The sequence below is a fragment of the Massilia sp. Leaf139 genome (genome assembly GCF_001424165.1).
Classification (GTDB): domain Bacteria; phylum Pseudomonadota; class Gammaproteobacteria; order Burkholderiales; family Burkholderiaceae_D; genus Telluria.
This window is the reverse complement of record NZ_LMOJ01000012.1, coordinates 108973-133588: the sequence shown is the minus strand read 5'-3', so window position 1 is coordinate 133588 and position 24616 is coordinate 108973. Positions and strand designations below refer to the sequence as shown.

General features: G+C 64.9%; 24 protein-coding genes and 1 tRNA gene. 14 read left to right on the top strand and 11 right to left on the bottom strand.

Going from position 1 to position 24616, the window contains the following annotated elements; translation table 11 throughout:
- Nucleotides 1-86: 86 nt before the first annotated feature.
- Nucleotides 87-163, bottom strand: a tRNA-Pro gene (locus tag ASF77_RS09235).
- A 53-nt stretch (nucleotides 164-216) separates the two neighbouring features.
- On the bottom strand, nucleotides 217-1203 hold the full coding sequence (ispB, locus tag ASF77_RS09230; RefSeq protein WP_056338041.1) for an octaprenyl diphosphate synthase: 987 nt from the start codon (nucleotides 1201-1203) through the stop codon (nucleotides 217-219).
- 293 nt (nucleotides 1204-1496) lie between these two features.
- Between ispB and rplU the strand changes: the two genes are divergently transcribed.
- From rplU to ASF77_RS24885, 7 genes are all read left to right on the top strand, one after another.
- Nucleotides 1497-1808, top strand: a complete 312-nt coding sequence (rplU, locus tag ASF77_RS23610) for a 50S ribosomal protein L21 (RefSeq protein ID WP_082493710.1) — start codon at nucleotides 1497-1499, stop codon at nucleotides 1806-1808.
- A 36-nt stretch (nucleotides 1809-1844) separates the two neighbouring features.
- Entirely contained in the window at nucleotides 1845-2132 is a 288-nt protein-coding gene (rpmA, locus tag ASF77_RS09220) for a 50S ribosomal protein L27 (protein ID WP_056338035.1), read from the top strand.
- Between the two features lie 107 nt (nucleotides 2133-2239).
- Nucleotides 2240-3355 carry a GTPase ObgE gene (obgE, locus tag ASF77_RS09215; protein ID WP_056338032.1) on the top strand — a complete coding sequence of 372 codons (1116 nt, stop codon included), beginning with the start codon at nucleotides 2240-2242 and terminating at the stop codon, nucleotides 3353-3355.
- The gene (locus ASF77_RS09210) at nucleotides 3345-3761 is read left to right on the top strand and encodes a hypothetical protein (RefSeq protein WP_056338030.1); all 417 of its coding nucleotides are present in this window, start codon (nucleotides 3345-3347) and stop codon (nucleotides 3759-3761) included. The genes obgE and ASF77_RS09210 overlap by 11 nt, the downstream gene beginning before the upstream one ends.
- A 25-nt stretch (nucleotides 3762-3786) precedes the next feature.
- Nucleotides 3787-4905, top strand: coding sequence for a glutamate 5-kinase (proB, locus tag ASF77_RS09205; protein ID WP_056339012.1), 1119 nt, complete (start codon nucleotides 3787-3789; stop codon nucleotides 4903-4905).
- Nucleotides 4906-4910: 5 nt separating this feature from the next.
- Entirely contained in the window at nucleotides 4911-5279 is a 369-nt protein-coding gene (locus tag ASF77_RS09200; RefSeq protein ID WP_056338028.1) for a nuclear transport factor 2 family protein, read from the top strand.
- Between the two features lie 316 nt (nucleotides 5280-5595).
- On the top strand, nucleotides 5596-7197 hold the full coding sequence (locus tag ASF77_RS24885; RefSeq protein ID WP_056338025.1) for a methyl-accepting chemotaxis protein: 1602 nt from the start codon (nucleotides 5596-5598) through the stop codon (nucleotides 7195-7197).
- Nucleotides 7198-7252: 55 nt separating this feature from the next.
- Here ASF77_RS24885 and nth read toward each other — a convergent pair whose 3' ends face one another.
- Nucleotides 7253-7957, bottom strand: coding sequence for an endonuclease III (nth, locus tag ASF77_RS09190; protein ID WP_056338022.1), 705 nt, complete (start codon nucleotides 7955-7957; stop codon nucleotides 7253-7255).
- Nucleotides 7957-8640 (bottom strand): electron transport complex subunit RsxB, encoded by a 684-nt coding sequence (gene rsxB / locus ASF77_RS09185; protein WP_056338019.1) that lies wholly within the window; start codon nucleotides 8638-8640, stop codon nucleotides 7957-7959. Before rsxB ends, nth begins: the two co-directional genes overlap by 1 nt.
- A gap of 182 nt (nucleotides 8641-8822) precedes the next feature.
- On the opposite strand from rsxB, the gene ASF77_RS09180 reads away from it, so the two are divergent.
- Nucleotides 8823-9257, top strand: coding sequence for an RcnB family protein (locus ASF77_RS09180; RefSeq protein ID WP_056338015.1), 435 nt, complete (start codon nucleotides 8823-8825; stop codon nucleotides 9255-9257).
- 120 nt (nucleotides 9258-9377) lie between these two features.
- On the top strand, nucleotides 9378-9581 hold the full coding sequence (locus ASF77_RS09175; RefSeq protein ID WP_056338012.1) for a hypothetical protein: 204 nt from the start codon (nucleotides 9378-9380) through the stop codon (nucleotides 9579-9581).
- Nucleotides 9582-9660: 79 nt separating this feature from the next.
- Here the strand turns inward: ASF77_RS09175 and ASF77_RS09170 are convergent, their stop codons facing one another.
- The 4 genes from ASF77_RS09170 to ASF77_RS09155 all read right to left on the bottom strand — a co-directional run bounded on the left by ASF77_RS09170 (nucleotide 9661) and on the right by ASF77_RS09155 (nucleotide 14492).
- Complete coding sequence (locus tag ASF77_RS09170; RefSeq protein WP_056338009.1) at nucleotides 9661-10896, bottom strand: polyhydroxyalkanoate depolymerase; 1236 nt, start codon at nucleotides 10894-10896, stop codon at nucleotides 9661-9663.
- A 287-nt stretch (nucleotides 10897-11183) separates the two neighbouring features.
- A complete protein-coding gene (locus ASF77_RS09165) occupies nucleotides 11184-12281 on the bottom strand; it encodes an NAD(P)/FAD-dependent oxidoreductase (protein WP_056338007.1) in 1098 nt (365 codons plus the stop codon).
- A gap of 134 nt (nucleotides 12282-12415) precedes the next feature.
- Nucleotides 12416-12739 (bottom strand): ferredoxin FdxA, encoded by a 324-nt coding sequence (gene fdxA, locus ASF77_RS09160; protein ID WP_056338004.1) that lies wholly within the window; start codon nucleotides 12737-12739, stop codon nucleotides 12416-12418.
- A 253-nt stretch (nucleotides 12740-12992) separates the two neighbouring features.
- Nucleotides 12993-14492 (bottom strand): hypothetical protein, encoded by a 1500-nt coding sequence (locus tag ASF77_RS09155; protein WP_056338001.1) that lies wholly within the window; start codon nucleotides 14490-14492, stop codon nucleotides 12993-12995.
- Nucleotides 14493-14662: 170 nt separating this feature from the next.
- On the opposite strand from ASF77_RS09155, the gene ASF77_RS09150 reads away from it, so the two are divergent.
- Nucleotides 14663-14944: a polyhydroxyalkanoic acid system family protein gene (locus ASF77_RS09150; RefSeq protein ID WP_056337998.1), complete on the top strand. Its 282-nt coding sequence runs from the start codon at nucleotides 14663-14665 to the stop codon at nucleotides 14942-14944.
- A 108-nt stretch (nucleotides 14945-15052) separates the two neighbouring features.
- Here the strand turns inward: ASF77_RS09150 and ASF77_RS09145 are convergent, their stop codons facing one another.
- Together ASF77_RS09145 and ASF77_RS09140 are read right to left on the bottom strand one after the other, a co-directional pair.
- Complete coding sequence (locus tag ASF77_RS09145) at nucleotides 15053-15307, bottom strand: acyl-CoA-binding protein (protein WP_056337995.1); 255 nt, start codon at nucleotides 15305-15307, stop codon at nucleotides 15053-15055.
- Between the two features lie 192 nt (nucleotides 15308-15499).
- Nucleotides 15500-15856: an FKBP-type peptidyl-prolyl cis-trans isomerase gene (locus ASF77_RS09140; RefSeq protein WP_056337992.1), complete on the bottom strand. Its 357-nt coding sequence runs from the start codon at nucleotides 15854-15856 to the stop codon at nucleotides 15500-15502.
- 159 nt (nucleotides 15857-16015) lie between these two features.
- Here ASF77_RS09140 and ASF77_RS09135 point away from each other — a divergent pair, with 159 nt between their 5' ends.
- The 4 genes from ASF77_RS09135 (at nucleotide 16016) to ASF77_RS09120 (ending at nucleotide 23791) form a co-directional block, all read left to right on the top strand.
- Nucleotides 16016-16837 carry an EI24 domain-containing protein gene (locus tag ASF77_RS09135; RefSeq protein WP_056337989.1) on the top strand — a complete coding sequence of 274 codons (822 nt, stop codon included), beginning with the start codon at nucleotides 16016-16018 and terminating at the stop codon, nucleotides 16835-16837.
- Between the two features lie 331 nt (nucleotides 16838-17168).
- A complete protein-coding gene (locus tag ASF77_RS09130) occupies nucleotides 17169-20399 on the top strand; it encodes a transglycosylase domain-containing protein (protein ID WP_056337985.1) in 3231 nt (1076 codons plus the stop codon).
- A complete protein-coding gene (locus ASF77_RS09125; protein WP_373961825.1) occupies nucleotides 20387-21778 on the top strand; it encodes a TAXI family TRAP transporter solute-binding subunit in 1392 nt (463 codons plus the stop codon). The genes ASF77_RS09130 and ASF77_RS09125 overlap by 13 nt, the downstream gene beginning before the upstream one ends.
- Nucleotides 21779-21841: 63 nt before the next feature.
- Nucleotides 21842-23791 carry a CocE/NonD family hydrolase gene (locus ASF77_RS09120; protein WP_056339010.1) on the top strand — a complete coding sequence of 650 codons (1950 nt, stop codon included), beginning with the start codon at nucleotides 21842-21844 and terminating at the stop codon, nucleotides 23789-23791.
- Nucleotides 23792-23974: 183 nt separating this feature from the next.
- On the opposite strand, the gene ASF77_RS09115 is transcribed toward ASF77_RS09120, so the two are convergent.
- The gene (locus ASF77_RS09115) at nucleotides 23975-24433 is read right to left on the bottom strand and encodes a rhodanese-like domain-containing protein (RefSeq protein ID WP_056337975.1); all 459 of its coding nucleotides are present in this window, start codon (nucleotides 24431-24433) and stop codon (nucleotides 23975-23977) included.
- Nucleotides 24434-24616 lie beyond the last annotated feature (183 nt).

Sequence of the window (24616 nt, the reverse complement as noted above, 5' to 3'; positions counted from 1 at the left end):
CGGGGAAGAGAGGGCCGTGTGTCGGCGGGGCGCCTGGCGGCCGGAAAAAAAATAGCGGATGGAACATCCGCTTTGCTGAAGCTGCCTGGTCGGGGTGAGAGGATTCGAACCTCCGGCCTCTACGTCCCGAACGTAGCGCTCTACCGGGCTAAGCTACACCCCGACTAATTTGAGACGCCAGAGAAGACGTCTCGGGAAGCATTAATATAAATTTGCTCAGTGGTTCCTGTCAACAGCGAAACGGCAGAGCTGCAACAGGCTGTCTTTATAGAGACTGTCGGGCAGGTCGGCGATGGCTTCGCTGGCGCGGCGGGCAGCCGTTTCGGCTTCGCGGCGGGTGTAGTCGAGGGCGCCGCTGGAGGTGACGGCGGCCAGCACGGCGTCGAAATGCTGCTCGTCGCCTTGCTCGATGCAGGTGCGCACCAGTTCGCGCTGGGCCAAGGTGCCGTGTTCCATCAGGTAGATCAGGGGCAGGGTCGGTTTGCCTTCGCGCAGGTCATCGCCGACGTTCTTGCCGATTTCGGCGGCGTCGCCGGCGTAGTCGAGCACATCATCAATCAGCTGGAACGCCGTGCCCAGCGAGCGGCCGTATTCGCCGGCCGCGGCCACTTGCGCGTGGCTGGCGCCGGCGACCAGGGCGCCGAGTTCGGCGGCCGCTTCGAACAGCTTGGCCGTCTTCGAGCGGATCACCGTCAGATAGCTTTCATGGCTGACGTCCGGGTCGTGCATGTTCAGCAGCTGCAGCACTTCGCCTTCGGCGATCACGTTGGTCGCGTCCGACAGGATCTGCATGACGCGCATGTTTTCCAGGCTGACCATCATCTGGAAGGAGCGCGAGTACAGGAAGTCGCCGACCAGCACCGAGGCCGCATTGCCGAACAGGGCGTTGGCGGTCTGGCGGCCGCGCCGCATCGAGGACTCGTCGACGACGTCGTCGTGCAGCAGCGTGGCGGTGTGGATGAATTCGACGACGGCCGCCAGTTCGTGGTGCGCCGTGCCCTTGTAGCCATACGCATTGGCCAGCAACAGCACCAGCACGGGGCGGATGCGCTTGCCGCCGGCGCTGATGATGTACTCGGCGATCTGGTTGACCAGAGGGACTTCCGAATGCAGGCGCTGGCGGATCACCGTATTGACCGCATCCATGTCGGCGGCGATCGATTGGGTGATGGTGTTCTGGGCGTGGGGGGTAGCGGCGGACAAGGCGAACCTGCTGTAGACGTTGAGAATGCGCTGGTATGCGGGAGTGGCGATTATACGACATGCAAGCATGAGGCGTGCCATTTGACCAAGCCTCAGCCGTGCGCCGGGTTTTCCCTACGGCGCGATCGACGTTGCCGGGATGCCACGTCGATCGGAGGCCGACCCCGGCTTTTGACGCAAGAGATTGAACCGTGTATAATTCCCTGTTCCCCGGCACCAGAGAAGCGCAGCGCGGTCAGTGACCAGTCGCCGCCGCAGGGATTTTTATTAAACAATTGATGAGGTTTTCAATCATGTACGCGGTCATAAAAACCGGTGGCAAGCAGTATAAAGTTGTCGCTGGCGAAAAACTTAAAGTAGAACAGATACCGGCAGACATTGGTTCCGAACTCACGATCGATCAGGTCCTCGCCGTTGGCGCGGGCGAAAGCATCAAGTTTGGTGCTCCTCTGGTCGAAGGTGCGACGGTGCTGGTGAAGGTCGTTTCCCATGGTCGCCACGACAAGGTTCGCATTTTCAAAATGCGCCGTCGTAAGCACTACCAGAAGCGTCAGGGCCACCGCCAGAACTTCACCGAAATCCAAGTGGTTTCGATCAACGGCTAATTGCCCCTCTCTTCAAAGTCATCAAGGAGTACTTAAATGGCACACAAAAAAGGCGGCGGCACTACCCGTAACGGCCGCGACTCAGAAAGCAAGCGCCTCGGCGTGAAGGTGTACGGCGGCCAGGCGATCAACGCCGGCGGCATCATCATTCGTCAGCGCGGCACCCCAGTGCGTCCTGGCGTCAACGTTGGCCTGGGCAAGGATCACACCCTGTTCGCGCTGGTCGACGGCACTGTCAAGTTCGTCAAGCAAGGCGTCGGTTCGAAGCAGTACGTGACCGTCGTTGCTAACGCTGCAGTTGCTGAAGAAGCAGTCGCTGCTTAATAAAGCATGCAAGCGCCGCCCGGAGCGGCGCACTTTGTAAGGCGCAAGCCTTCCATCGAAAGGCTCTGCCCCCTGGTAGGGCCTTTTTAGTTTTTTGGCGGTCAAAAATGAAGTTTATCGACGAAGCAAGAATTGAAGTCATTGCGGGCGACGGCGGCAACGGTTGCGCCTCGTTCCTGCGCGAGAAGTTCCGCCCCTTCGGCGGTCCGGACGGCGGCGACGGCGGCAAGGGCGGCTCGATCTGGGCGGTTGCCGACCGAAACATCAACACCCTGGTCGACTTCCGTTATTCGAAAACCCACCATGGCCGCCATGGCGAACCAGGCCGCGGCTCCGACTGCTACGGCAAGGGCGCCGACGATGTTTATCTGCGCATGCCGGTCGGCACGCTGATCATCGATAACGTCAACGGCGAAATCATCGCCGACCTGACCGAACACGGCCAGACCGAACTGCTCGCCAAGGGCGGCGAGGGTGGCTGGGGCAACATCCATTTCAAGACCTCGACCAACCGCGCGCCGCGCCAGAAGACCGAGGGCAAACCAGGCGAACGCCGCGAGCTGCGCCTGGAACTGAAGGTGCTGGCCGACGTGGGCCTGCTGGGCATGCCGAACGCGGGCAAGTCGACCTTCATCACGGCCGTCTCGAACGCCAAGCCGAAGATCGCGGACTATCCGTTCACGACCCTGCATCCGAACCTCGGCGTGGTGCGCGTGTCGCACGCGAAGAGCTTCGTGATCGCCGATATTCCGGGCCTGATCGAAGGCGCAGCCGAAGGCGCGGGCCTCGGCCACCAGTTCCTGCGCCACCTGGCGCGTACCGGCCTGCTGCTGCACATCGTCGACCTGGCGCCGTTCGAGGACACCGTCGATCCGGTCAAGGAAGCGAAAGCCCTGATCAAGGAACTCGAGAAGTACGACGAAGACCTGCTCAACAAGCCACGCTGGCTCGTGCTCAACAAGCTCGACGTGGTGCCGGAAGAAGAGCGCAAGAAGCGCGTCAAGGATTTCATCAAGAAGATGGCCTGGAAAGGCCCGGTCTTCGAGATCTCGGCCCTGAACCGCGAAGGCTGCCAGGAACTGATCAACGCGATCTACCTGCACCTGGAAGAAAAGCGCGCGCTCGACGTGCGTGTCGACGAGTCGGCGCAGATGACCGAAGAGGCACGCGGCATCGTCTCGATCGATCCGGACGATCCTCGCTTCAAGATCCTTGAAGACTAAGGGTTTTCAGTACACGCGTGCCTGGGCACGCGGCCAGCTCTTGCAGCTGGTGGCCACCGCCAGTTCGCTGGCGGCGCTCATTGCCATGCTCGACCCCGACCGGGTCGCGACCGCAATGGGCCTGTTTCTCGTTGGCGTGAACGGCTACAGCCAGTTCTACGCCATCTATGTCGGAGTCCGTCTCGCCACCGCGGGACTGGCTATGCTGGCGGCAAGGCGGGGCGACCAGCCCATCCTCGGCGATCTCGTTGCATTATTCCTGCTGGCCCAGCCCGCCGGGCGCCTGGTCGCCGCTGTCGCGATCGGCCTGCCGAGCGGGGCCTTGTTTGTCGTGAGCGGGATCGAGCTGCTGGCGGGCCTGGCCCTGCTGGCGCTGCGGCCGCGCGCGCATCGACTCGCACCGTGAGACTTCCGCCATGAACTCCGTCGCAATCCAGTCCGTCATTCAACAAGCCGGCCGCATCATCGTCAAGGTCGGCTCCTCGCTCGTCACCAACGAAGGCCGCGGCCTCGATCACGAGGCCATCGCACGCTGGGCTGCCCAGATTTCGGCCCTGCGCGCGCTCGGCAAGGAAGTCGTGCTGGTCAGCTCCGGCGCCATCGCCGAAGGCATGCTGCGCCTGGGCTTCGCCAGCCGCCCGCATGACATCCACGAGCTGCAGGCCTGCGCCGCCTGCGGCCAGATGGGCCTCGCGCAAATCTACGAGTCGAGCTTCAAAGCATATGGGGTCAAGACCGCACAAGTCTTGCTGACCCATGCCGACCTGGCCGACCGCGAACGCTACCTGAACGCGCGCGCGACCCTGACGACCCTGCTGCGCCTGGGCGTCGTCCCGATCATCAACGAGAACGACACCGTCGTCACCGATGAAATCAAGTTCGGCGACAACGACACCCTCGGCGCCCTGGTCGCCAACCTGATCGAAGCCGACGCGCTGGTGATCCTCACCGACCAGCGCGGCCTGTACTCCGCCGATCCGCGCAAGGATCGGAGCGCCTATCTGATCGAACGCGCGCAGGCGGGCGACGCCAGCCTGGAAGCGATGGCCGGCGGCGCCGGCAGCAATATCGGCAGCGGCGGCATGCTGACCAAGGTGCTGGCCGCACGCCGCGCCGCCCGTTCGGGCGCCCACACCGTCATCGCCTGGGGCCGCGAGCCGGAGGTGCTGACGCGCCTGGCCGCCGGCGAGGCGATCGGCACCGAACTGAACGCCCCGACCACGCGCCTGACCGCGCGCCGCCAATGGATGGTCGACCACCTGCACACGGCGGGCGAGGTCGTGCTCGACGCCGGCGCCGTCCAGAAGCTCACGCAGGAAGGTAAATCGCTCCTGCCGATCGGGGTCGTCGCCGTGAAAGGCGAATTCGGACGCGGCCAGCTGATCACCTGCGTCAGCGAGGCGGGCAAGCCCGTCGCGCGCGGGCTCACCAGCTACACCAGCAGCGAAGTGCGCCGCATCATGCGCCACTCATCGCACGAGATCGAAGCCATCCTCGGTTATATCGAGGGCCCCGAACTGCTCCATCGCGACAACCTCGTCCTCCTCTGATTCCCATGCCGACTCTCGATCCCGCCGCCGTGGTGCAGGCCCAGCTCGACGCCTACAACGCCAAAGACATCGACGCCCTGATGCTGACCTATGCGCCGGGCGCGCGCCAGTTCACGCTGCACGGTCCGCTGCTGGCCGAAGGCTACGACGCCATCCGCCCGCGCTACGTGGCGCGCTTCGCCGAGCCGGATCTGCACGCGCGGCTGCTCAGCCGCACGGTGCTCGGGAATTTCGTGACCGACCTCGAAGTCGTGACGCGCAATTTTCCGGAAGGGCTGGGAACGGTGGAGATGCTGTGCGTGTATGAAGTCGTCGAGGGGCGGATCCAGACGGCGTCGTTTGCGGTAGGCGCGACGATGCTGGTCGGGCGTTAATGGGACTGTCGCCTGCCTTGCTAAGGGTCTTTGAAACCTCACGCGGGCATGCCCGCCCTACAAGACCCGCTACGTGGCCGGTGTTGTAGGGCGGGCATGCCCGCGGGGGTGAAGATGCGATCCATTGTCACCCCGTCCACTCCCTTTTCATAAACGCATTCACTTCCAATAACTGTGTTGTTGCCGGTCGACAACCCAATCATCACGCACGTCCCAACCCAGGCTTTTCGTTGCCGTACGGCTATACCTCACGCTAGACTGGTTCGAAATTCCGATGCCTTTCCGCCCCTTGCCGGCGCCTGATTCCCGACCGACCATGAAACTGAGCCGTAAACTCCCCCTTTGCTTCGCCGCCGTGGCCCTGGTGGTTGCCTGCGCCGGTTTCTTCGGCATGCGCGAGCTGAACCAGTCGATCACGACCTATCACGCCGCGGTGACCAGCTACAGCCAGGCCCAGGGCGTCGAGACCCTGCTGTCGACCTTCAAGACACAGATCCAGGAGTGGAAAAATACCCTCCTGCGCGGCAAGGACGCGGAGCAGCGCGCCAAGTACTGGAAGGCTTTCCAGGAAGCGGAAAACAGCGTCAACGGGCAGACGCGCGATCTGATCGCCGCGCTGCCGGCCGGCGCCCAGCGCGACCTGCTGGCGCAATTCGACCGTGCCCATACCCAGATGGGCCAGGACTACCGCCAGGGCTATGCCGCGTTCGAGGCGGCCGGTTTCGATCCGCACGCCGGCGACCATGCGGTCAAGGGCAAGGACCGGGCGCCATCCGAACTGCTGGTGCAAGCGCGCGAACAGATCGTCGCCGCCACCACGCAGAGCGTGCAGCAGGCCGACGCGAGCAGCGAGCGCGCGACCATGCTGAGCATCCTGGCGATGCTGCTCGGTTCGGCCGCCGCGATCGCCGCCGGCTTCATGCTGTCGCGCTCGATCGTCCGTCCGCTCAACCACGCGGTCAAGGTGGCCACCACCGTCGCTGCGGGCGACCTGCGCGCGCAGATCGAGGTCAATTCCAACGACGAGACCGGGCAATTGCTGGGCGCGCTGAAAGCCATGAACGGCAGCCTGGCGCAAATCGTCACCAAAGTGCGCAGCGGCGCGGAAACGATCGCCGTCGCCTCGGGCGAGATCGCCCAGGGCAACCTGGACTTGTCGGCGCGTACCGAGCAGCAGGCCGGCGCGCTCGAGGAAACCGCCTCGTCGATGGAAGAACTGACCTCGACCGTGCGCCAGAACGCCGACAACGCGCGCCAGGCCAAGGTGCTGGCCGACAGCGCCTGCGAGGTCGCCGTCAAGGGTGGCGACATCGTCGAGCGCGCAGTCGGCACCATGGCGTCGATCAGCGAATCGTCGAAGCAGATCGTCGACATCATCGGCGTCATCGACGGCATCGCCTTCCAGACCAATATCCTGGCCCTGAACGCGGCCGTGGAAGCGGCGCGCGCCGGCGAGCAGGGCCGCGGCTTCGCGGTCGTCGCCTCCGAAGTGCGCAACCTGGCGCAGCGCTCGGCCACGGCCGCCAGGGAGATCAAGACCCTGATCGGCGGCTCGGTGGCGCGCGTGGAAGCGGGCAGCGCGCTGGTCAACGAAGCCGGCGCCACCATGAGCGACATCGTCGCCAGCGTCAAGCGCGTGATGGACATCATGGCCGAGATCAGCGCGGCCACCACGGAACAGGGCGCCGGCATCGAGCAGGTGAACATGGCCGTCACCGAGATGGACAGCGCGACCCAGCAGAACGCGGCCCTGGTCGAGGAAGCGGCGGCCGCGGCCCAGGCGCTCAACGAGCAGACCGTGGCCCTGAATGGCGTGGTCAGCGTCTTCAAGCTCGAGGGCGACACGGACGCGGCCAACGATGCGCCTGCCATCGCCACCATGGAGCCGCGCGTCTTGCTGGCCGGCGTCCGCCGCTGAGCGGCACGAAGATTACCTTTTGCAGCCCGCGCCGGCGAAAGCCGCGCGGGTTTTTTTACGCCTGTTCGTCCTGGAGCGCGGGCGCGATCACCGGCGGCACCGGCGCCGGAGCGATCAGGCCGTCCGGCGCCGGTGTCTTCTGGCGAAACTCGCACAGGTCGTTGATGAGGCAGTTCCAGCATTTCGGACGGCGCGCCACGCAGGTGTAGCGGCCATGCAGGATCAGCCAGTGGTGGGCGTCGTGCAGGAAATCCTTGGGCACGAACTTCAGCAGCTTCATCTCGACCTGGTCGACGTTCTTGCCCGGCGCGATGTTCGTGCGATTCGAGACGCGGAAGATATGGGTGTCGACCGCCATGGTCGGCTCGCCGAAGGCGGTATTGAGCACCACGTTCGCCGTCTTGCGGCCCACGCCCGGCAGGGCTTCCAGGGCCTCGCGCGCGCGCGGCACCTCGCCGCCGTGCTGGTCGACGAGGATCTGGCAGGTGGCGATCACGTTCTTGGCCTTGTTGTTGTACAGGCCGATGGTCGAGATATAGGTCTTCAGTTCGTCGAGGCCGAGGTCGAGGATCTTCTGCGGCGTGTTCGCCACCGGATACAGGCGGCGCGTGGCCTTGTTCACGCCGACGTCGGTCGACTGCGCCGACAGCAGCACGGCGATCAGGAGTTCGAACGGCGTCGTGAATTCCAGTTCGGTGGTCGGATGCGGATTAGCGGTGCGAAAGCGCGTAAATATTTCTAAACGTTTGGCCGGGTTCATTAGTCGGGCTTATTTGTTGGTGCGCCGGCAGCGCGCAGGCGCGCGCGTTCCATGGCGGCGGCGATGATGGCGCGCTTGCGCTCCTTCTCGGCCAGCTCTTCGGGCGTGTTGGTCGCCTCGGCTGTCACTTCGCGCATCTTCTCGACCGCCTTGGCGGCCAGGCGCGCATCGTTTTCCGCGCGTTCGCGCTGCAGGCGCTCGCTGCGGAAGTCGTGGCGGGCGCGCGCCGCGTCGGCGGCGGGCTGCGACCAGGCGGCCCAGCCGGTGGCCTCACCCGTCACGGGCACCATGCTGATGCAGTCGACCGGGCAGGGGGCCACGCACAGGTCGCAGCCGGTGCACAGGCTCGGCAGGATCGTGTGCATCTGCTTGGCTGCGCCGAGGATGGCGTCCACCGGACAGGCCTGGATGCACAGCGTGCAGCCAATGCACAGCGCCTCGTCGATAAAGGCGACCGGACGTGGGCGCTCGACGCCGTTGGCCGGGTTGATCGGAATGACCTTGCGCCCGGTGACGGCGGCCAGGCGCGCCACGCCCTCGATGCCGCCCGGCGGGCACTGGTTGATCTCGGCTTCGCCCCGGGCGATCGCTTCGGCATAGGGCCGGCACGCCGGATAGCCGCACTTGGTGCATTGCGTCTGCGGCAGCTGGTCTTCGATCAGGTCGGCAAGGGTCTTGGTCACGGCGCGGGGAGGACGGAGGTAGCGGTGAAAGGCGTCATTATCCAATAAAAAGCGCGACAACAGGCGGCATACCCCGGCGGGCGCCGCTCTGCGTGGGGAAGCGTACAGAAACTGGCGCGAGGACATGGCCTACTGGACACCTCGCCGGTTTCCTAACCGGCCCCAACCACGGGAGAAACCCCATGAAGAAGAAGACCATTGCACGGGCGATGATCGCCGTCATGCTTGCCTCGAGCCTGCCGGCCATCGCCCAGGATCGCGGCTATTACCAGGATCGCGCGCAGGAGCGCCGCGAAGAACGCCGCGAAGATCGCCGCGAATTTCGTGAGGAGCGCCGCGAAGACCGCCGCGACGCCCGTGACGACCGCCGCGACCAGCGCCGCGCCTACCAGGACGGCTACCGCGACGCCCGCCGCGGCGCCGGCCCGCGCCACGACCTGTACCGCGGCCAGCGCCTGCCGGCGAATTACCACAACCGCCAGTACGTCGTCGACAACTGGCGCGCGCACCGCCTGAGCGCGCCGCCGCGCGGCCACCACTGGGTACAGGTCGGTAACGACTACGTGCTGGCGGCGATCGCCACCGGCGTCATCGCCAGCATCTTCCTGGGGAACTGACAGGGCCGAAAGAAGGGTGGCGGCGGGTCTTAAGTGGCGTATCGAACAGATGTCCTCGGGCGGTGCATGGCTTAATGGGCCATGCGCCGCAAGACGCGGCCGACACCAACAGGAGAAGCTATGAACGAATGGATTATTGCCCCCTTGCTCGCCCCTGACCCGACCGGCATCGTGTCGCATCGCCCGAGCGGCAACGAGGAAGCAGGCGGCGCGCCGCAGGAAGAGGCCGGCGACCGCCGCCACGGCGACCGCCGCGACAATCACGACGAGGAAGCCGACCCGGACTTCGCGCGTGGAGAAGATCGTCGCGAAGACGCAATGTAAGCGCGCAGACCGAGCGGCCTGATGCGGACGTAAAAAAGCCACGACATCGTCGTGGCTTTTTCTTTTCGACCCCGCAGGATCAGCCGAATTCGCGGATGAACTCGCCGATCTTCGGGCAGATCGTCTCGCGCCAGCGGCGGCCCGAGAAGATGCCGTAGTGGCCCGCTTTCGGCGCCACGTAGTCGCGTTTCATGTTGTCCGGGATGCTGCTGCACAGTTCGTGCGCGGCCTGGGTCTGGCCGGCGCCGGAGATGTCGTCGAGCTCGCCTTCGATGGTAAGCAGGGCGACGTTCTTGATGTCCTGCGGACGCACCAGCTTGCCGCCGACTTCCCAGGTGCCCTTCGGCAGGCGAAATTCCTGGAACACGGTCTTGATGGTGTCGAGGTAGTACTCGGCCGGCATGTCGAGCACGGCATTGTATTCGTCGTAGAACTGGCGGTGGCTCTCCGCCGACTCGTCGTCGCCGCGCACGAGGTGCTGGTAGAACTCGCGGTGCGACTGGGCGTGGCGGCCCGGGTTCATGGCGATGAAGCCGGCGTGCTGCAGGAAGCCCGGATAAACCTTGCGGCCATAGCCCGGATAGTTGCCCGGCACCGCGTAGATGACGGTGTTCTCGAACCAGGAGAATGGCTTTTCGGTGGCCAGGTCGTTCACTGCGGTGGGCGACTTGCGCGGGTCGATCGGGCCGCCCATCATCGTCATCGTTTTAGGGAGCTTCGGATCGTTGTCGCTGGCCATCAGCGAGATCGCGGCCAGCACCGGCACGGTCGGCTGGCAGACGGAAATCACGTGCACGTCCGGGCCGAGGGCGCGGATGAAGTCCTGCACATAATAAATGTAGTCGTCCAGGTGGAACGGGCCGGCGGAGAGCGGCACCATGCGCGCATCGATCCAGTCGGTGATGAACACATCGTGGTTCGGCAGCAGGGCGCGCACCGTGTCGCGCAGCAGCGTCGAGTGATGGCCCGAGAGCGGGGCGACCAGCAGCACGGTCGGCTGCGCCAGCTTTTCGAAAGCGGCGTCAGACAGGTTTTTCTTGAAATGCACCAGCTTGCAGAACGGTTTCGTCACATGCGCATGCTCGATGATGCCGACGGCCTCGCCCTCGATGGTGACGGTGTCGATGCCGAATGCCGGCTTTTCGTAATCCTTGCCGAGCCGGTACATCAGCTCGTAGCCGGCGGCGATACGTTGGGAAAACGGCGTGTGGGCAAACGGGGAAACGGGATTGGAGAACAGCTTCGACGACGCATCCGCCCATTGCATCAGCGGGGTCAGGAAGGAGCGTTGCATTTCATGCAGTTGATAAAGCATAGTAATTCCTTCGTGTGGTGCGTGTTGCCAGGACGCCTAGTCCAGGCCCTTGCGCCGGCATGATTGGCCGTGTGGGCGTCATGCCTGGTGCGCGAAAATTCATCAGTCAATTATAGGATAAGTTGCTTGACTGTTGGAAATATCCGTTTCCGTCACATGTTTATTCGACCCACGTTCAAGTTGGTTATACACCTCATTTTGATAGGCCGTCGGTGATGCGGCACACATAAAAACAAATGCCCCGGAGGGCCGGGGCATTGTCGTATTTCGGAAACTGAACGGTCGTATTAATCGAAGACCGGGGTCTCGACGCCGAGGATCTTGTGCAGCTTCGGCGAGGTCGTCGTGTACTGCATGTGGATCTTCTTGTCCGGGAAGATGTAGGGCGCCGCGCCGAAGGCGGCCAGGGCCGCTTCGTGGAAGCCCGACAGGATCAGCTTCTTCTTGCCCGGATAAGTGTTGATGTCGCCCACGGCGAAGATGCCCGGCACGTTGGTTTCGAACTTCTCGGTGTCGACCACCTTGAGCTGCTTGCGCTCGATGTCCAGGCCCCATTCGGCGATCGGGCCGAGCTTCGGCGACAGGCCGAAGAAGACCATCAGCATGTCGAGCGGCACGCGGCGGGTGACGCCGTCGGCGCCGGTGACTTTCACTTCGGACAGCTTGCCGTCCTTTTCGTCGAAGCCCGTGACCTGGCCGGTGATCAGCTGCATCTCGTACTCTTCGCACAGCTGCTTCATCTTGGCGACCGAAGCAGGGGCGGCGCGGAAGTCGTCGCGGCGGTGCACCAGCACGACCGATTCGGCCTTGCCGACGAAGTTCAGGGCCCAGTCGAGGGCCGAGTCGCCGCCGCCGCAGATGACCAGGTTCTTGCCTTCGAACAGGCTCGGATCCTTGACGCGGTAGTGCAGCTGGCTGCCTTCGAACTTGTCGATGCCTTCGACCTTGATCGTGCGCGCCTGGAAGGAACCGACGCCGGCAGCGATGAAGATGGTCTTGGTGATGAACTGCGTGCCGGCCGAGGTCTCGACGTTGAAGCGGCCGTCTTCGCGGCGCTGCACGGTGGTGACTTCCTGGCCCAGGTGGAAGGTCGGCTCGAAAGGCTCGATCTGCTTGAGCAGGTTGTCGGTCAGTTCCTGGCCGGTACACACGGGCACGGCGGGGATATCGTAGATCGGCTTGTCCGGATACAGTTCGACGCACTGGCCACCGACGGCGGCGAGCGAATCGATCACGTGGGCCTTGATCTCGAGCAGGCCGAGTTCGAAGACCTGGAACAGGCCGACCGGGCCCGCGCCGATGATGACGGCGTCGGCGTCGATGGCGCCGGCGAACGAACTGTTAGGGGCGATGCTGCCCGCATCGTGGGTGGCACTGATAGTCATGCGCAATGATCCTGTTGATTTTGAGTGAAGCGGGCGACGCGATGGCCGCTAGTGTGCCATGGATGACGCGCGCTTGCTGACGGCGGTGAAAACCGGCGCCAGCAAGCGCTGAAACGAAGGCTGCGTTCCCGCGCTTAGCGGGCCAGCTGTTCCAGCTTGTTCTTGACGTCTTTCCACTCTTCCGCGTCGGGCAAGGCCGGTTTGGTCTTGGTGATCGATGGCCAGAAGCGCGACAAGTCGGCGTTGATCTTGATGAATTGCTGCTGGTCGCCCGGCACGTCTTCCTCGGCATAGATCGCATTCACCGGGCACTCGGCCACGCACACTGCGCAGTCGATGCACTCGTCAGGGTCAATCGCGAGGAAATTCGGGCCTTCCCGGAAACAATCGACCGGGCATACATCGACGCAGTCGGTATACCGGCAGCGGATGCACGATTCGGTGACAACGTGGGTCATAACAGTCCTATCTATGGTGGGGTGCCGCGGCCATCAGCGCAAGGTAGGGCCGCCAACATGGCAAAGCACTGTATTTTAGGGCAATTCGTCTTTTCCGACAAATTAGGTTTAGACACAATATACATATGCAAATACATTGGATGACGCGCGATTTGTCCCGCGGCGCTCTTCTCGGATTCCCGAACCGTGCCCTGGAAGCCCGGGGCACTGCCCCGGGGGACGTTCGCGTCATGGCGGCCGCAATCGAAGCCTTTTACGATCCGGTTGTCTCCAACACCAACTCCTCGCCCGCCGGGCTGTTGCGGCCGCGATCGGCGCACCAGCGCGCCAGTGCTTGCGCTTCGGCATCGAGCACGCGTTCGATGTTGTAGTACTCGGCCAGGTTCATGGTGCCGCAGCAGGCGCGCCGATCCTGCTGGGCGCCGGGAGCGTCGCAGACCGCCGCCTTCAGGCGCTGGTAACAAGGCGCGGCCGTGGCGCTGGCGGTCTCCGCCGGCTGGACGGGCATGGGCGTTTCCGCCGGCGCTTCCGGCGCGCCGACGACTTCGCGGATCGTGAACTGGTGCCGGATCGCATCGACATAAGCCTGCGGCTTGCCGTCCTCGACAGTAAGACGCAGCATTTCGTTGACCACGTCGGCATAGGTGGCGGCGATCTCGGGCGCGGCGAGCAGGGCGCGCAACACCAGTCCGCGCAGCCAGGCGGCGACCCGGTGCAGCACGGCGGCGTCGTCCTCGAAAGCCGGGTTGCGTTCCAGGGCGAAGATGTCGGCCAGCACGTCGTACACGCCACCGGTGAACACTTGCGAAATGGCATGCACTTGCGTGCCGGCCTGCGACAGTGTCAGGTCGTTGTCGGCATTCCTCAGGCCCGTGGTGCCGCCGAGCGCCAGGCCGAACTGCTCGGCGATGTCGGCCAAGAAGGTTTTATCGTGCAGGCGCGCCTTGGTCTGCGCCACCACGGCTTCGCACTGGTCGAGCTGGGACAGCGCCAGGAAGATCGCGGTGAGGTCGCCGAAGGCTTCGTGCAGGCCGCCCGTCTGCGGCGGCGCATCGGCAAGCAGCCAGTGCGGTTTCAAGCCATCCAGCACGGCGTGGCCCGTCTCGTGGGCGACGATGTCGAAGGAGCGGCAAGTGAACACGCGCTCCTTCTGGCCCGAGGGCACGAAGTCGCCGAACTTCAGGCAGTTCTGGCTGCGGCTGTAAAAGGCGTTCATCACGTTCGGCAAGCCGTAGGGGAAGATCTGCAGCGGCGCCGTGTCGATGCTGCTGTTCCATTGCCAGGGCAGGGGCATCGCAGAGCCGCTCGAGGACAGCGAGCGCTGGTACATGGTCAGCGTCTGGCGTACCACGGCGAAGGTGTGGACGGCGTCGAACTGCGGCGTGTCCGGCATGGTGACGAAGTCGCCGAAGGCGTTCGGCTCGACCGGGCTGATGCCGGGGTCGCCGGACGCGATGCGGGCGTCGCGCGGGCCAGCCAGCACCACGCCCGGCAGGAAAGCCTTGCGGGTGCCCATGTCGGCCACCGCGGGATCCTGCTTCCACATCAGCACGCGCGCGCCGAAGGCATAGGGCAGGGGCACGCTGGAGTCGGGCGGGGTGTCGACCGCGCGCGGGGCGCCGGGCTGGTCGAGCAGCTGGGCCGCCTTGCGGTGCTGGCGGTAGGCCGCGCTCGGGGTTGGAATGAAGGCGACCGGGGGCTGGTCGCGTTCGAAAGTGATCGGGTCGTCGGGCAGCAGGGCTCGTTGTTCCATGGCGCAATCCTCAGGTGAATGGGCGTTTGCTTGACTTAGCTCATTCGATACTCGCGCCCTCCACGGAACCGGTTTTGACTACGATCAATTGCACTGCGGACTGGCATCCGCGCGATGCAACTGGCATCATGGCGGATTGTCTCGCGCATTTTGTAGAAGAAAGGAATCACATGGCCGACATCCAGATCGTCCAGGAACACAACCTGAGCCCGGAGCGGGCACGCGCTGCGGCGCAACAGGTGGCCGACAAGGTGGCCGCCGAATTCGGCATGCAATGGCGCTGGGATGGAGATGTGCTGCGTTTCGAGCGCAGCGGCGTCGAAGGCGCGCTGACCCTGGGCGAGCAGCGCGCGGCGCTGCGGATCAAGCTGGGAATGCTGATGAGTGCGTTTCGCCCAGCGATCGAGGCGAAGGTGACGGACAAGATGCGCCGGGTGTTCGCGGCGGCGTGAAGTCGGGTTGCTATTGCCGTTGACTTTGTAGGGTGGACTCCCGAGTCCACGCGGTACGGCCCGCAGGTTGCAGCGGGCGAGGGCGCATCGCGCACCCGCCCGCAAACATCAGCCCTTCAGCTCTTCGATTAGATCGATGTACTGCTGCATGGCTTCTTCCTGCGACGTGCCCTTCAGGCCATCCCACGCATCGAACTTGGCGCGGCCGACCATGTCGGTGAAGCCAGGACGATCGCCGGTGGCGTCGCCGCTCGACGCCTGCTTGAACAGGGCGTAAATCTTCAGCAAGGTCATGTTGTCCGGACGTTCCGGCAGGTTCTTTGAATCGGCCTGGGCCTGGGCGAATTGGTCTTGCAAGCTCATAAAAACTCCTGTGGTCTGATTGCGCGATGGTGCATAAACAAGGTGCATTGACGAGGTGGCAATGCGCGCGGCCATCTTAGCGCAGCGTGCGCAAGATCGCGTGGTTTAGCGAGGTATTTTAGAGGGGATGCTCGATGGGCGGACGCCGCGAGTGGCCCTGCAACGCCGGAGCGCCGCAGGGCAGGGAAGAACTTAGACGTTCAGCAGTTCGACGTCGAAGATCAGCGTCGCGTTCGGCGGGATCACGCCGCCGGCGCCGCGGGCGCCGTAGCCCAGGCTGGCCGGGATGGTCAGGCGGCGCTGGCCGCCGACCTTCATGCCCTGCACGCCTTCGTCCCAGCCCTTGATCACATGGCCGGCGCCCAGCGGGAACTGGAACGGGTCGTTGCGGTCTTTGCTGGAGTCGAACTTGGCGCCGGCGGTGCCGTCGTCGTTGCGCAGCCAGCCGGTGTAGTGGACGGTGACGTAGGCACCGGCTTTCGCCTCGGCGCCTTCGCCGACGACGGTGTCTTCATACTGCAGGCCGGAAGCGGTGGTGGTAGTGGACATGTTGTTCCCTCGATAATCTGTGAACGGCGATTGTAGTGCATGCACCCACAAACCGCCATTCGCCTCCCTGAGACGCTCCGTGTTCTACAATGCGTTTTTGACATCGGGGAGTCGCGCCGCCATGCAAGCACCTGTCCAATCCACCCGCCGGAGCCGGCCATGAACGGCGTCGCCACCGCCTGGGCCCGTGCCCTGCGTTCGGGTTTTTCCCCGCGCATGATGCTATTGTCGCTGGTGCCGCTGCTGCTGTCGCTGCTGGTCTGGGGCGGGCTGCTGTGGGCCTTCGGGCCGGCGCTGTTCGACTGGCTCGACGCCACCTTCCGCGAATACGGCTGGTTCCAGACGAGCGGCAGCTGGCTCTCCACGCTGGGACTCGGGATGCTGAAGGTGGTCGTGGTGCCGCTGGTGGCGATCCTGCTGCTCCTGCCCTTGATGATCGCCTCGGCCCTGCTGTTCATGGGCATCTTCGCCATGCCCGCGATCGAGCGCCACGTCAGCCGGCGCCAGTTTCCCGCACTCAAGCAGAAGGAGGGCGGCAGTTTCGCCGGCAGCGTCTGGATGAACCTCACCAGCGTGCTGGTGTTCGCGCTGCTCTGGATCTGCACCATCCCGCTGTACGCGCTGCCGCCGGTTGCGGTGGCGGTGCAGGCGGCGCTGTGGGGCTGGGTGTCTTCGCGCGTGATGAGCTACGACGCGCTTGCCGCCCACGCCAGCGCCGCCGAACGCAAGGCGATCATGCAATCGCGCCGCTGGCCGCTGCTCGGGATCGGCATGGCCTCGGGCGTGCTCGGCGCGCTGCCGGGCATCGCCTGGATGGGCGGCGCGGTGCTGGCGGTGGCGCTGTTTCCTTTCCTGGCGATCCTGTCCGCCTGGCTATATGTCCTGATTTTCCTGTTCACGGGCCTCTGGTTCCAGTATTACTGCCTGCAGGCGCTGGAAGAGCTGCGCGCGGCGAACGCGACCGCGCCGGCGGCCGCGTAAATCGAAGCTGACTACACTGTCATCAGGCCGAAATCTGAGCCTTGTAGGATGACAATACCGATGCTTGTAGGCATCAGTGCCATCCCGATAACTCTGCCGTTGTTTTTTTGCGAAAAAAATCCGGGGAGGTCAAATTTGTTGAACAGGGCTTCGTGCAAAACCTGTTGATGTGGTGGAATGATGGCTTGGGCGCCGACACAATTCGCATGAAATCCGGCCCCAAAAAATGAACAACAACGACCACCTCAATTACTCGAACAGACCGGCAGCACGGATGGCGAGCAGGTTGACAGGGATTGCAGGAACATTGATTCACACCGGTTGAGCCATCATGGAAAGCACCCGCCGTTTCAAACGGCCCCGTAACGTATTTCGCGCCTTGCGCGGTCAAGCCGAGGGCAATGCTGCGCCCGCCATCGATGCGGCCGCGCAGGAAGCACCCTTGCCCCATCTGTCCCTCGTCACCGAGGCCGCCGACGGCGCTGGCGATGTGCCGGGCACCACGCCCGAACCCGAGCACGAAGGCGAGCCGCCCAAGGGCAAGGGCCGCGGCAAGCTGATCCTGTTCGGCCTGCTGCTCGTGGTCGTGGCTGCCGGCTCGGCCTATGCGGTGTACGAAACGCGCACCTCGACCCTGCAGGCGAAGATCTTCGCCGGCATGATGAAGGACGTGCACTATCGCGTGGAGAAGGGCCCGAGCAATGCGATCCGCTTCCCGGCCGAGAGCCCGTACGACGCCCGCCTCGGCTACTCGCACCTGCCCGCCTTCCTGAACAAGCTGCAGACGCGCGACTACCTCATCGAGGCCCAGGCGCGCATGTCGCCCAAGATGCTGGAACTGGCCGACCGCGGCCTGTTCGCGACCTACAGCGAAAAGACCCGCACCGGCCTCGAGATCCTCGACTGCCGCAGCCAGCCGCTGTTCGCCTCGCGCTTCCCGGAACGCTTCTACGAGCGCTTCGACGACACGCCGCAACTGCTGGTGCAAAGCCTGCTCTTCATCGAGAACCGCGAGCTGCTCGACCCGGCTTACCCGAAACGCAATCCGGCCGTCGAATGGGATCGCTTCTCGAAGGCCGTGTTCGACAAGTCGCTGTCGGCCATCGGCATCAGCGGCGGCGGCCGCGTGGCCGGCGGCTCGACCCTGGCCACCCAGATCGAAAAATACCGCCACTCGCCGGAAGGCCGTACCGCCTCGCTGGAAGACAAGCTGATCCAGATGGCCTCGGCCACGCTGCGCGCCTATCGCCATGGCGAAGACACCACCGGCGCCCGCCGCCAGATCGTGCTCGACTACCTGAACACGGTGCCGCTGTCGGCCAAGCTCGGCTACGGCGAAGTGAACGGCATCGGCGACGGCATGTGGGTCTGGTACGGCCGCGATTTCCAGAAGGTGAGCGAGACCCTCAAGGGCCGCATGGACACCCCTGAAGCCGTCCTGGTCTACAAGGAAGCGCTGTCGCTGATGATCGCGCAGCGCCGCCCGGCCTACTACCTCGGCGCCGGCGAAGCCGACCTCGAGACCCTGACCAACAGCCACCTGCGGGTGCTGGCGCAGGCGGGCGTGATCACGCCGCAGCTGCGCGACGCCGCGCTCGCCGTCAAACTGAAACCGGCGCTCGGCTCGGGCGTCGAACCGCCCGCCGCCAACGCTTTCGTGTCGCGCAAGGCTTCGAACGCGGTGCGCAACCACCTCGGCTACCTGCTGGGCGAGCCGCGCCTGTACAACCTCGACCGCCTCGACATGTCGGTGGTCTCGACACTTGATTCGGACGCCCAGCAAGCCGTCACGGCCGCGCTGCGCCGCCTGACCACGCCGGAAGCGGCGGAGGAAGCCGGCCTGACCGGCAAGGGCATGCTCGGCAACGGCGACCCGTCGAAAGTGATCTACAGCTTCACGCTGATGGAGCGCGGCGACAACGTCAACTACCTGCGCGTCCAGACCGACAACTACGACCAGCCGCTCGACATCAACGAGCAGGCCAAGCTCGACCTCGGCTCGACCGCCAAGCTGCGCACCCTGGTGACCTATCTCGACATCGTCGACCAGCTGCACAAGCGTTATGGCGAGATGGATCCGAAGGCGCTGCGCGAGGCGCGCATCGATCCGAAGGATCGCCTGAGCCAGTGGGCCGTCGAGTACTTCCAGGCGCTGCCGGCGAACGCAGACCGCGGCCTGGCGCCGATGCTGGCGGCCGCCATGGAGCGAAAATACTCGGCCAATCCGGGCGAGGGCTTCTTCACCGGCGGCGGCCTGCATTACTTCGGCAACTTCAGCAAGCTCGACAACAGCAAGATCATGACGGTGCAGCACGCGCTGCAGCAGTCGACCAACCTGGTCTTCGTGCGCATGATGCGCGACGTGGCGCGCTACTACATGTTCCAGCTACCGGGCTCCTCGGCCGCGCTGCTGGCCGACGCCGACGATCCGCGCCGCGCCGAATACCTGGCCCGCTTCGCCGATGCCGAAGGCAAGACCTTCCTGGCCAAGTTCTGGAACAAGTACAAGGGCAAGACCTATCCGGAAGCGCAGACGCTGCTGCTGGCAAGCGTGCGTCCGGCCGCCTCGAAGCTGGCCGCTGTGCACCGCACGATCGCGCCGAACGCGACGCTGCAGGAATTCGGCGCCTTCATCAACGCCTCGCTGCCGACCAACGAAGTCGACCAGGAACGGATCGAGAAGCTGTACGAGCAGTTCGACCCGGCCAACATGTCGCTGGCCGACCGCGGCTATGTCGCTTCGACCCACCCGCTGGAACTGTGGCTGGTCGGCTACCTGCGCAACCATCCGAAAGCCGGCTGGAGCGAGGCGGTCAAGGCGAGCGTCAAGGAACGTCAGGAAGTCTATTCCTGGCTGTTCAAGACCAACCGCAAGAACGCCCAGGACAAGCGCATCGCCGGGCTCTTGGAAGTCGAATCCTTCCTCAAGATCCACGCACAGTGGAAGAAGATGGGCTACCCCTTCGATTCGCTGGTGCCCTCGTATGCGACGACCCTGGGCGCCTCGGCCGACCGGCCCGCCGCGCTGGCCGAACTGATGGGCATCATCATCAACGGCGGCGTACGCAAACCCGTCGAGCGCATCGACTCGCTGCACTTCGCCAAGGGCACGCCTTACGAGACTCTGGTCAAGCGCGCGCAGAAGGTCGAGCATGAAGTCGTGCTGGCGCCGGAAGTGGCGCGCGCCGTGGCCGATGCGATCCGCGGCGTGGTCTCGGAAGGCACCGCCAAGCGCGCCAAGACGGCGTTCACGACGGCCGACGGCGGCGTGGTCGCAGTCGGCGGCAAGACCGGTACCGGCGACCAGCGCTTCGACGTCTATGCACGGGGCGGGCGCCTGATCGAATCGCGCTACGTGAACCGTTCGGCCACGTTCGTCTTCAACATCGGCGAGCGTTTCTTCGGTTCGATGACGGCCTATGTGCACGGCCCGCAGTCGGAAAACTACGACTTCACCAGCGCACTGCCGGTGCAGCTGCTGACCTCCCTGGCGCCGAGCCTGATGCCGATGATCGAGCCGCCGCAGGGCAGCGTGGCCAGCCAGCGCGCGTGCGTGCGTTGAAGGCAGGTGACAAGGCGCGCCAGGCAAGCCGGCGCGCCGTTTCGCGCATCCGCAATTTCAGTTTCGTCTCGCTGCGCGACCTGCTGGTTGCCTCGGGGCCGACCATCATCCTCGTCACCGCGGCCATCGTCGCCGCCTACCTGCTGGTCGATCCGGCGCCGCCGCGTCAGGTGCGCCTGGCGACGGGACAGGAAAACAGCGCCTACGAAGCCTTCGGCGCGCAATATGCGAAGGCCTTGCAGAAGGACGAGATCCGCGTCACGCTGCTGCCGACCTTCGGTTCCCAGGACAACCTCGAACGCCTGCGCCGCGGCGAGGCCGACATCGCCTTCGTGCAGAGCGGCTCCACGGCCGAAGCGCAGGCCAACAAGCTGGGCCTGGAATCGCTGGGCAGCCTGTTCACCGAACCGGTATGGCTGTTCCTGCGCGAGGGCGTCAAGACCAGCAGCCTGACCGGCCTGCGCGGCCTGCGCATCAACCTGGGGCCGGAAGGCACGGGTGTGCCCAACCTGTTCCGCCAGGTGCTGGCCGTGAACGGAGTCGAACCGGACGAGCTCACCATCAGCGCCCTCGGCAACACGCCAGCCACGGTCGAACTGCTGGCCGGCCGCATCGACGGCCTCGTGTTCAGCTCGGCCCCGGAAGCGCCGCTGATCCAGATGCTGCTGCAGACGCCCGGCATCCGCCTCTTCAATTTCAGCCAGGCCGAAGCCTATACCCGGCGCTTGCCCTTCCTCACCCACGTGACCCTGCCGCGCGGGATCGTCGACCTCGGGCGCGACATCCCGGCCCAGGATTACCACCTGATCGCGCCGACGGCGACGCTGGTCGCGCGCGAAGATCTGCATCCGGCCCTGATCGACCTGTTCGTCAAGGCGGCCGGCGAGATCCACGGCGGGGCAGGGTGGTTCCAGCAGCAGGGCCAGTTCCCCTCGCCGAAATTCACCGAGATCCCGGTGGCCGACGAGGCCGCGAAATACTACCGCGACGGGCCGCCCTTCCTGCAGCGCTACATGCGTTTCTGGCTCGCGAACCTGTTCGAGCGGCTCTGGGTCGTGGTGGTGGCGCTGGCCGCGCTGGTGATCCCGCTCTCGAAGATCGTGCCGCCGCTGTACGTGTGGCGCGTGCGTTCGCGCGTCTACCGCTGGTATGGCGAATTGCGGGCGGTGGAGCAGGCCTGGGAAGCCGTTCTGGAGGATCAACGTGAAATCGTCCGTAACGACTTGCTGAAGCGCCTCGACGAGATCGAGGAGCAGGTCAACCACGTGTCGGTGCCGCTGGCCTATGCCGACGGCCTATACGGCCTGCGCGGGCACATCAACATCGTGCGCCAGCGCCTGCAGGCGACGAGCATGGCGGGCGGCAGCTTGCCCGAATAGCAATTCTGTTCGGAATCGGATTACACTGGCGGCCCCGTGCAATCGCTTCCGAAAGAATTCACCATGCGTCGTCCTTTGTCTCCCCTCGTGCTGAGCCTCCTGCTGGCCTTTGGCGCCGGCCCCGTCCTCGCGGCCAACACGGCGGCGGCCGATGCGCCCGCGGCCAAGCGCGACCTGCGCGCCACCTACACCAAGTACGAATACCGCATCCCGATGCGCGACGGCGTCAAGCTGTTCACCGTCGTCTACGTGCCGAAGGACGCCAGCCGCAGCTACCCCTTCCTGATGCAGCGCACGCCCTACAGCGCGGGCGTGCACGCCGAGGGCGAGCTGCGTTATGGCGTCGACTGGATGCCGGCCGCGATCGGCCCCTCGCGCGAGTTCGAGGACGCGGGCTACATCTTCGTCAAGCAGGACGTGCGCGGGCGCTTCATGTCGGAAGGGAAGTGGCAGGAGATGACGCCGCACGCGTCCGCCAAGCGCGCCGCCGGCGAAGGCGTCGAGAGCCAGGACATGCACGACACCGTGGCCTGGCTGCTGAAGCACGTCCCCAACAACAACGGCAAAGTGGGCATCCACGGCATCAGCTATCCGGGCTTTTATACGGCGGCCAGCATCATCGATTCGCATCCGGCGATCAAGGCCGCCTCGCCGCAGGCGCCGATCGCCGACCTCTACATGGGCGACGATTCGTACCATGGCGGCGCCTTCATGCTGGCGGCGAACTTCGATTTCTATGCCGCCTTCACCGAGGCGCAGAACCCGACGCCGCTGCCGAAGACGCGCGCCGAATTCGACTACGGCACCACCGACGGCTACGACTTCTTCCTGCGCCACCGCACCCTGTCGAACATCGCCGCCAGCATGAGCGCCGAGCAGCGCGCGCTCTTCATGCCCAACATCGAGCACGACACCTACGACAGCTTCTGGCAGTCGCGCGCCATCGCGCCACACCTGAAAAACGTCAAGGCCGCCGTGCTGACCGTGGGCGGCTGGTTCGACGCGGAAGACCCGCAGGGGCCGTTCAGTATCTACGGCGCCATCGAAAAGCAGAACCCGGGCATCGTCAACAGCCTGGTGATGGGGCCCTGGGTGCATGGCGGCTGGGCGCGCGGCGAGGGCGCGCGCCTGGGCCACGTGCGCTTCGACAGCAAGACCTCGGAATACTTCCGCAAGGAGCTGCAGTTCCCCTTCTTCGAGCAGCACCTGAAGGGCGTGAAGCCGCAGCAGGCCATCGCCGAAGTCACGGCCTTCGAGACCGGCAGCAACGCCTGGCGCCGCCACAGCGCCTGGCCGCCGGTGCAGGCGAAACCACGCACCCTGTACTTCGGCGCCGACGGCAAGCTGACGTGGCAGCAGCCGGCGACATCGAACGCCACGTTCGACGAATACGTCGCCGACCCGGCCAAGCCGGTGCCCTTCATCGGCTATCCGGCTACCGGCGTGCCGCAGGAATACATGGTGTCCGACCAGCGCTTCGCCGCGACCCGGCCCGATGTGCTGGTCTACCAGAGCGAGGTGCTGGAAGAGGACGTGACGATCGCCGGCCCGGTCACGCCGAAGCTGTTCGTCTCGACCACCGGGACGGACGCCGACTGGGTGGTGAAACTGATCGACGTCTACCCTGCGGCCTATCCTGCGGCGGCGCAGGAACGGGAGGGCAGCGACGTGCCCGCGCCCGCGCTGGCGTTGGGCGGCTACCAGCAGCTGGTGCGCGGCAATCCGCTGCGCGGCAAGTTCCGCAACAGCTACGAGAAGCCGGAAGCCTTCGTGCCGGGCAAGGTGGAGGCGCTCAGCTTCCCCATCGGCGACGTGAACCACACGTTCCGCCGCGGCCACCGCATCATGGTGCAGGTACAGAGCTCGTGGTTCCCGCTGGTCGACCTGAATCCGCAGACCTTTACCCACATCCCGAAGGCGAAGCCGGAAGACTTCAAAAAGGCGACCCAGCGCGTGTACCGTGCACCGGAGACGGCGTCGGGCGTGCAGGTGCTGGTGCTGCCGGCGAATTGATGAAAGATGTAGGGTGGTCGGCTCCACCCTGAGCGCTGCACGGACGCTGCGTTGGCGCCGCCCACGCGTTCAAGCAGCCCAAGACCATTCGCGCTTGATCAAGCGTGCGTTGAACGCGTGGGCGGCGCACATGGCGGCGAGGTTCATACGATAGGGTGGAGCCGACCACCCTACATCATCGGCTTACGCCCCGATCCAGGGCAAGCCTGCTTTGCACCACCCACCCACCGTCTTGCGGTGCCCGTCGCCATCCTTGTCGCCTTCGAAGCCTTCGAGGATGTCGAACGCGTTCTCGTAACCGAGTTCGGTCGCCACGCGCGCGCTGTGGCGCGAGCGCACGCCGGAACGGCACAGGAACAGCAGGATCTCGTCCTTGCCCGCCATGCGTTCGAGCTGCGCGCCGAACTGGGGATTGGGCTGGCCGCCGGGATAGGTCGCCCATTCGACGGCCAGGTGCTGGTCTTCGGGCACCACGACACGGCCCACCCAGTCGCGCTCGGCATTGGTGCGCACGTCCACCAGCTTCACGTTCGGAGCCGCCTGCAGCAGCATGAAGGCCTCGTCGGGCGTGACCGCACCGGCGTAAGGCTGGCCGGGTGCGCGTTCACGGGCCGCTTCCAGGATTTCCTTGGTCGTTTTCATACTGTCCTTGTCGTGAGCGCACCGTGTCGGCGCACGCTTGCCCAAATGGTGCGGCGTGCATCAGAATGGTGCGTTTATGGTTGTCTGCACCAATATGGTGCAAATGTTCAATTTGGGTGCACGATTGAAGCATTCCCGGTTGCTGGAGATTTTATGGTTAAACTCGCGGCTTTCCAAAGAACG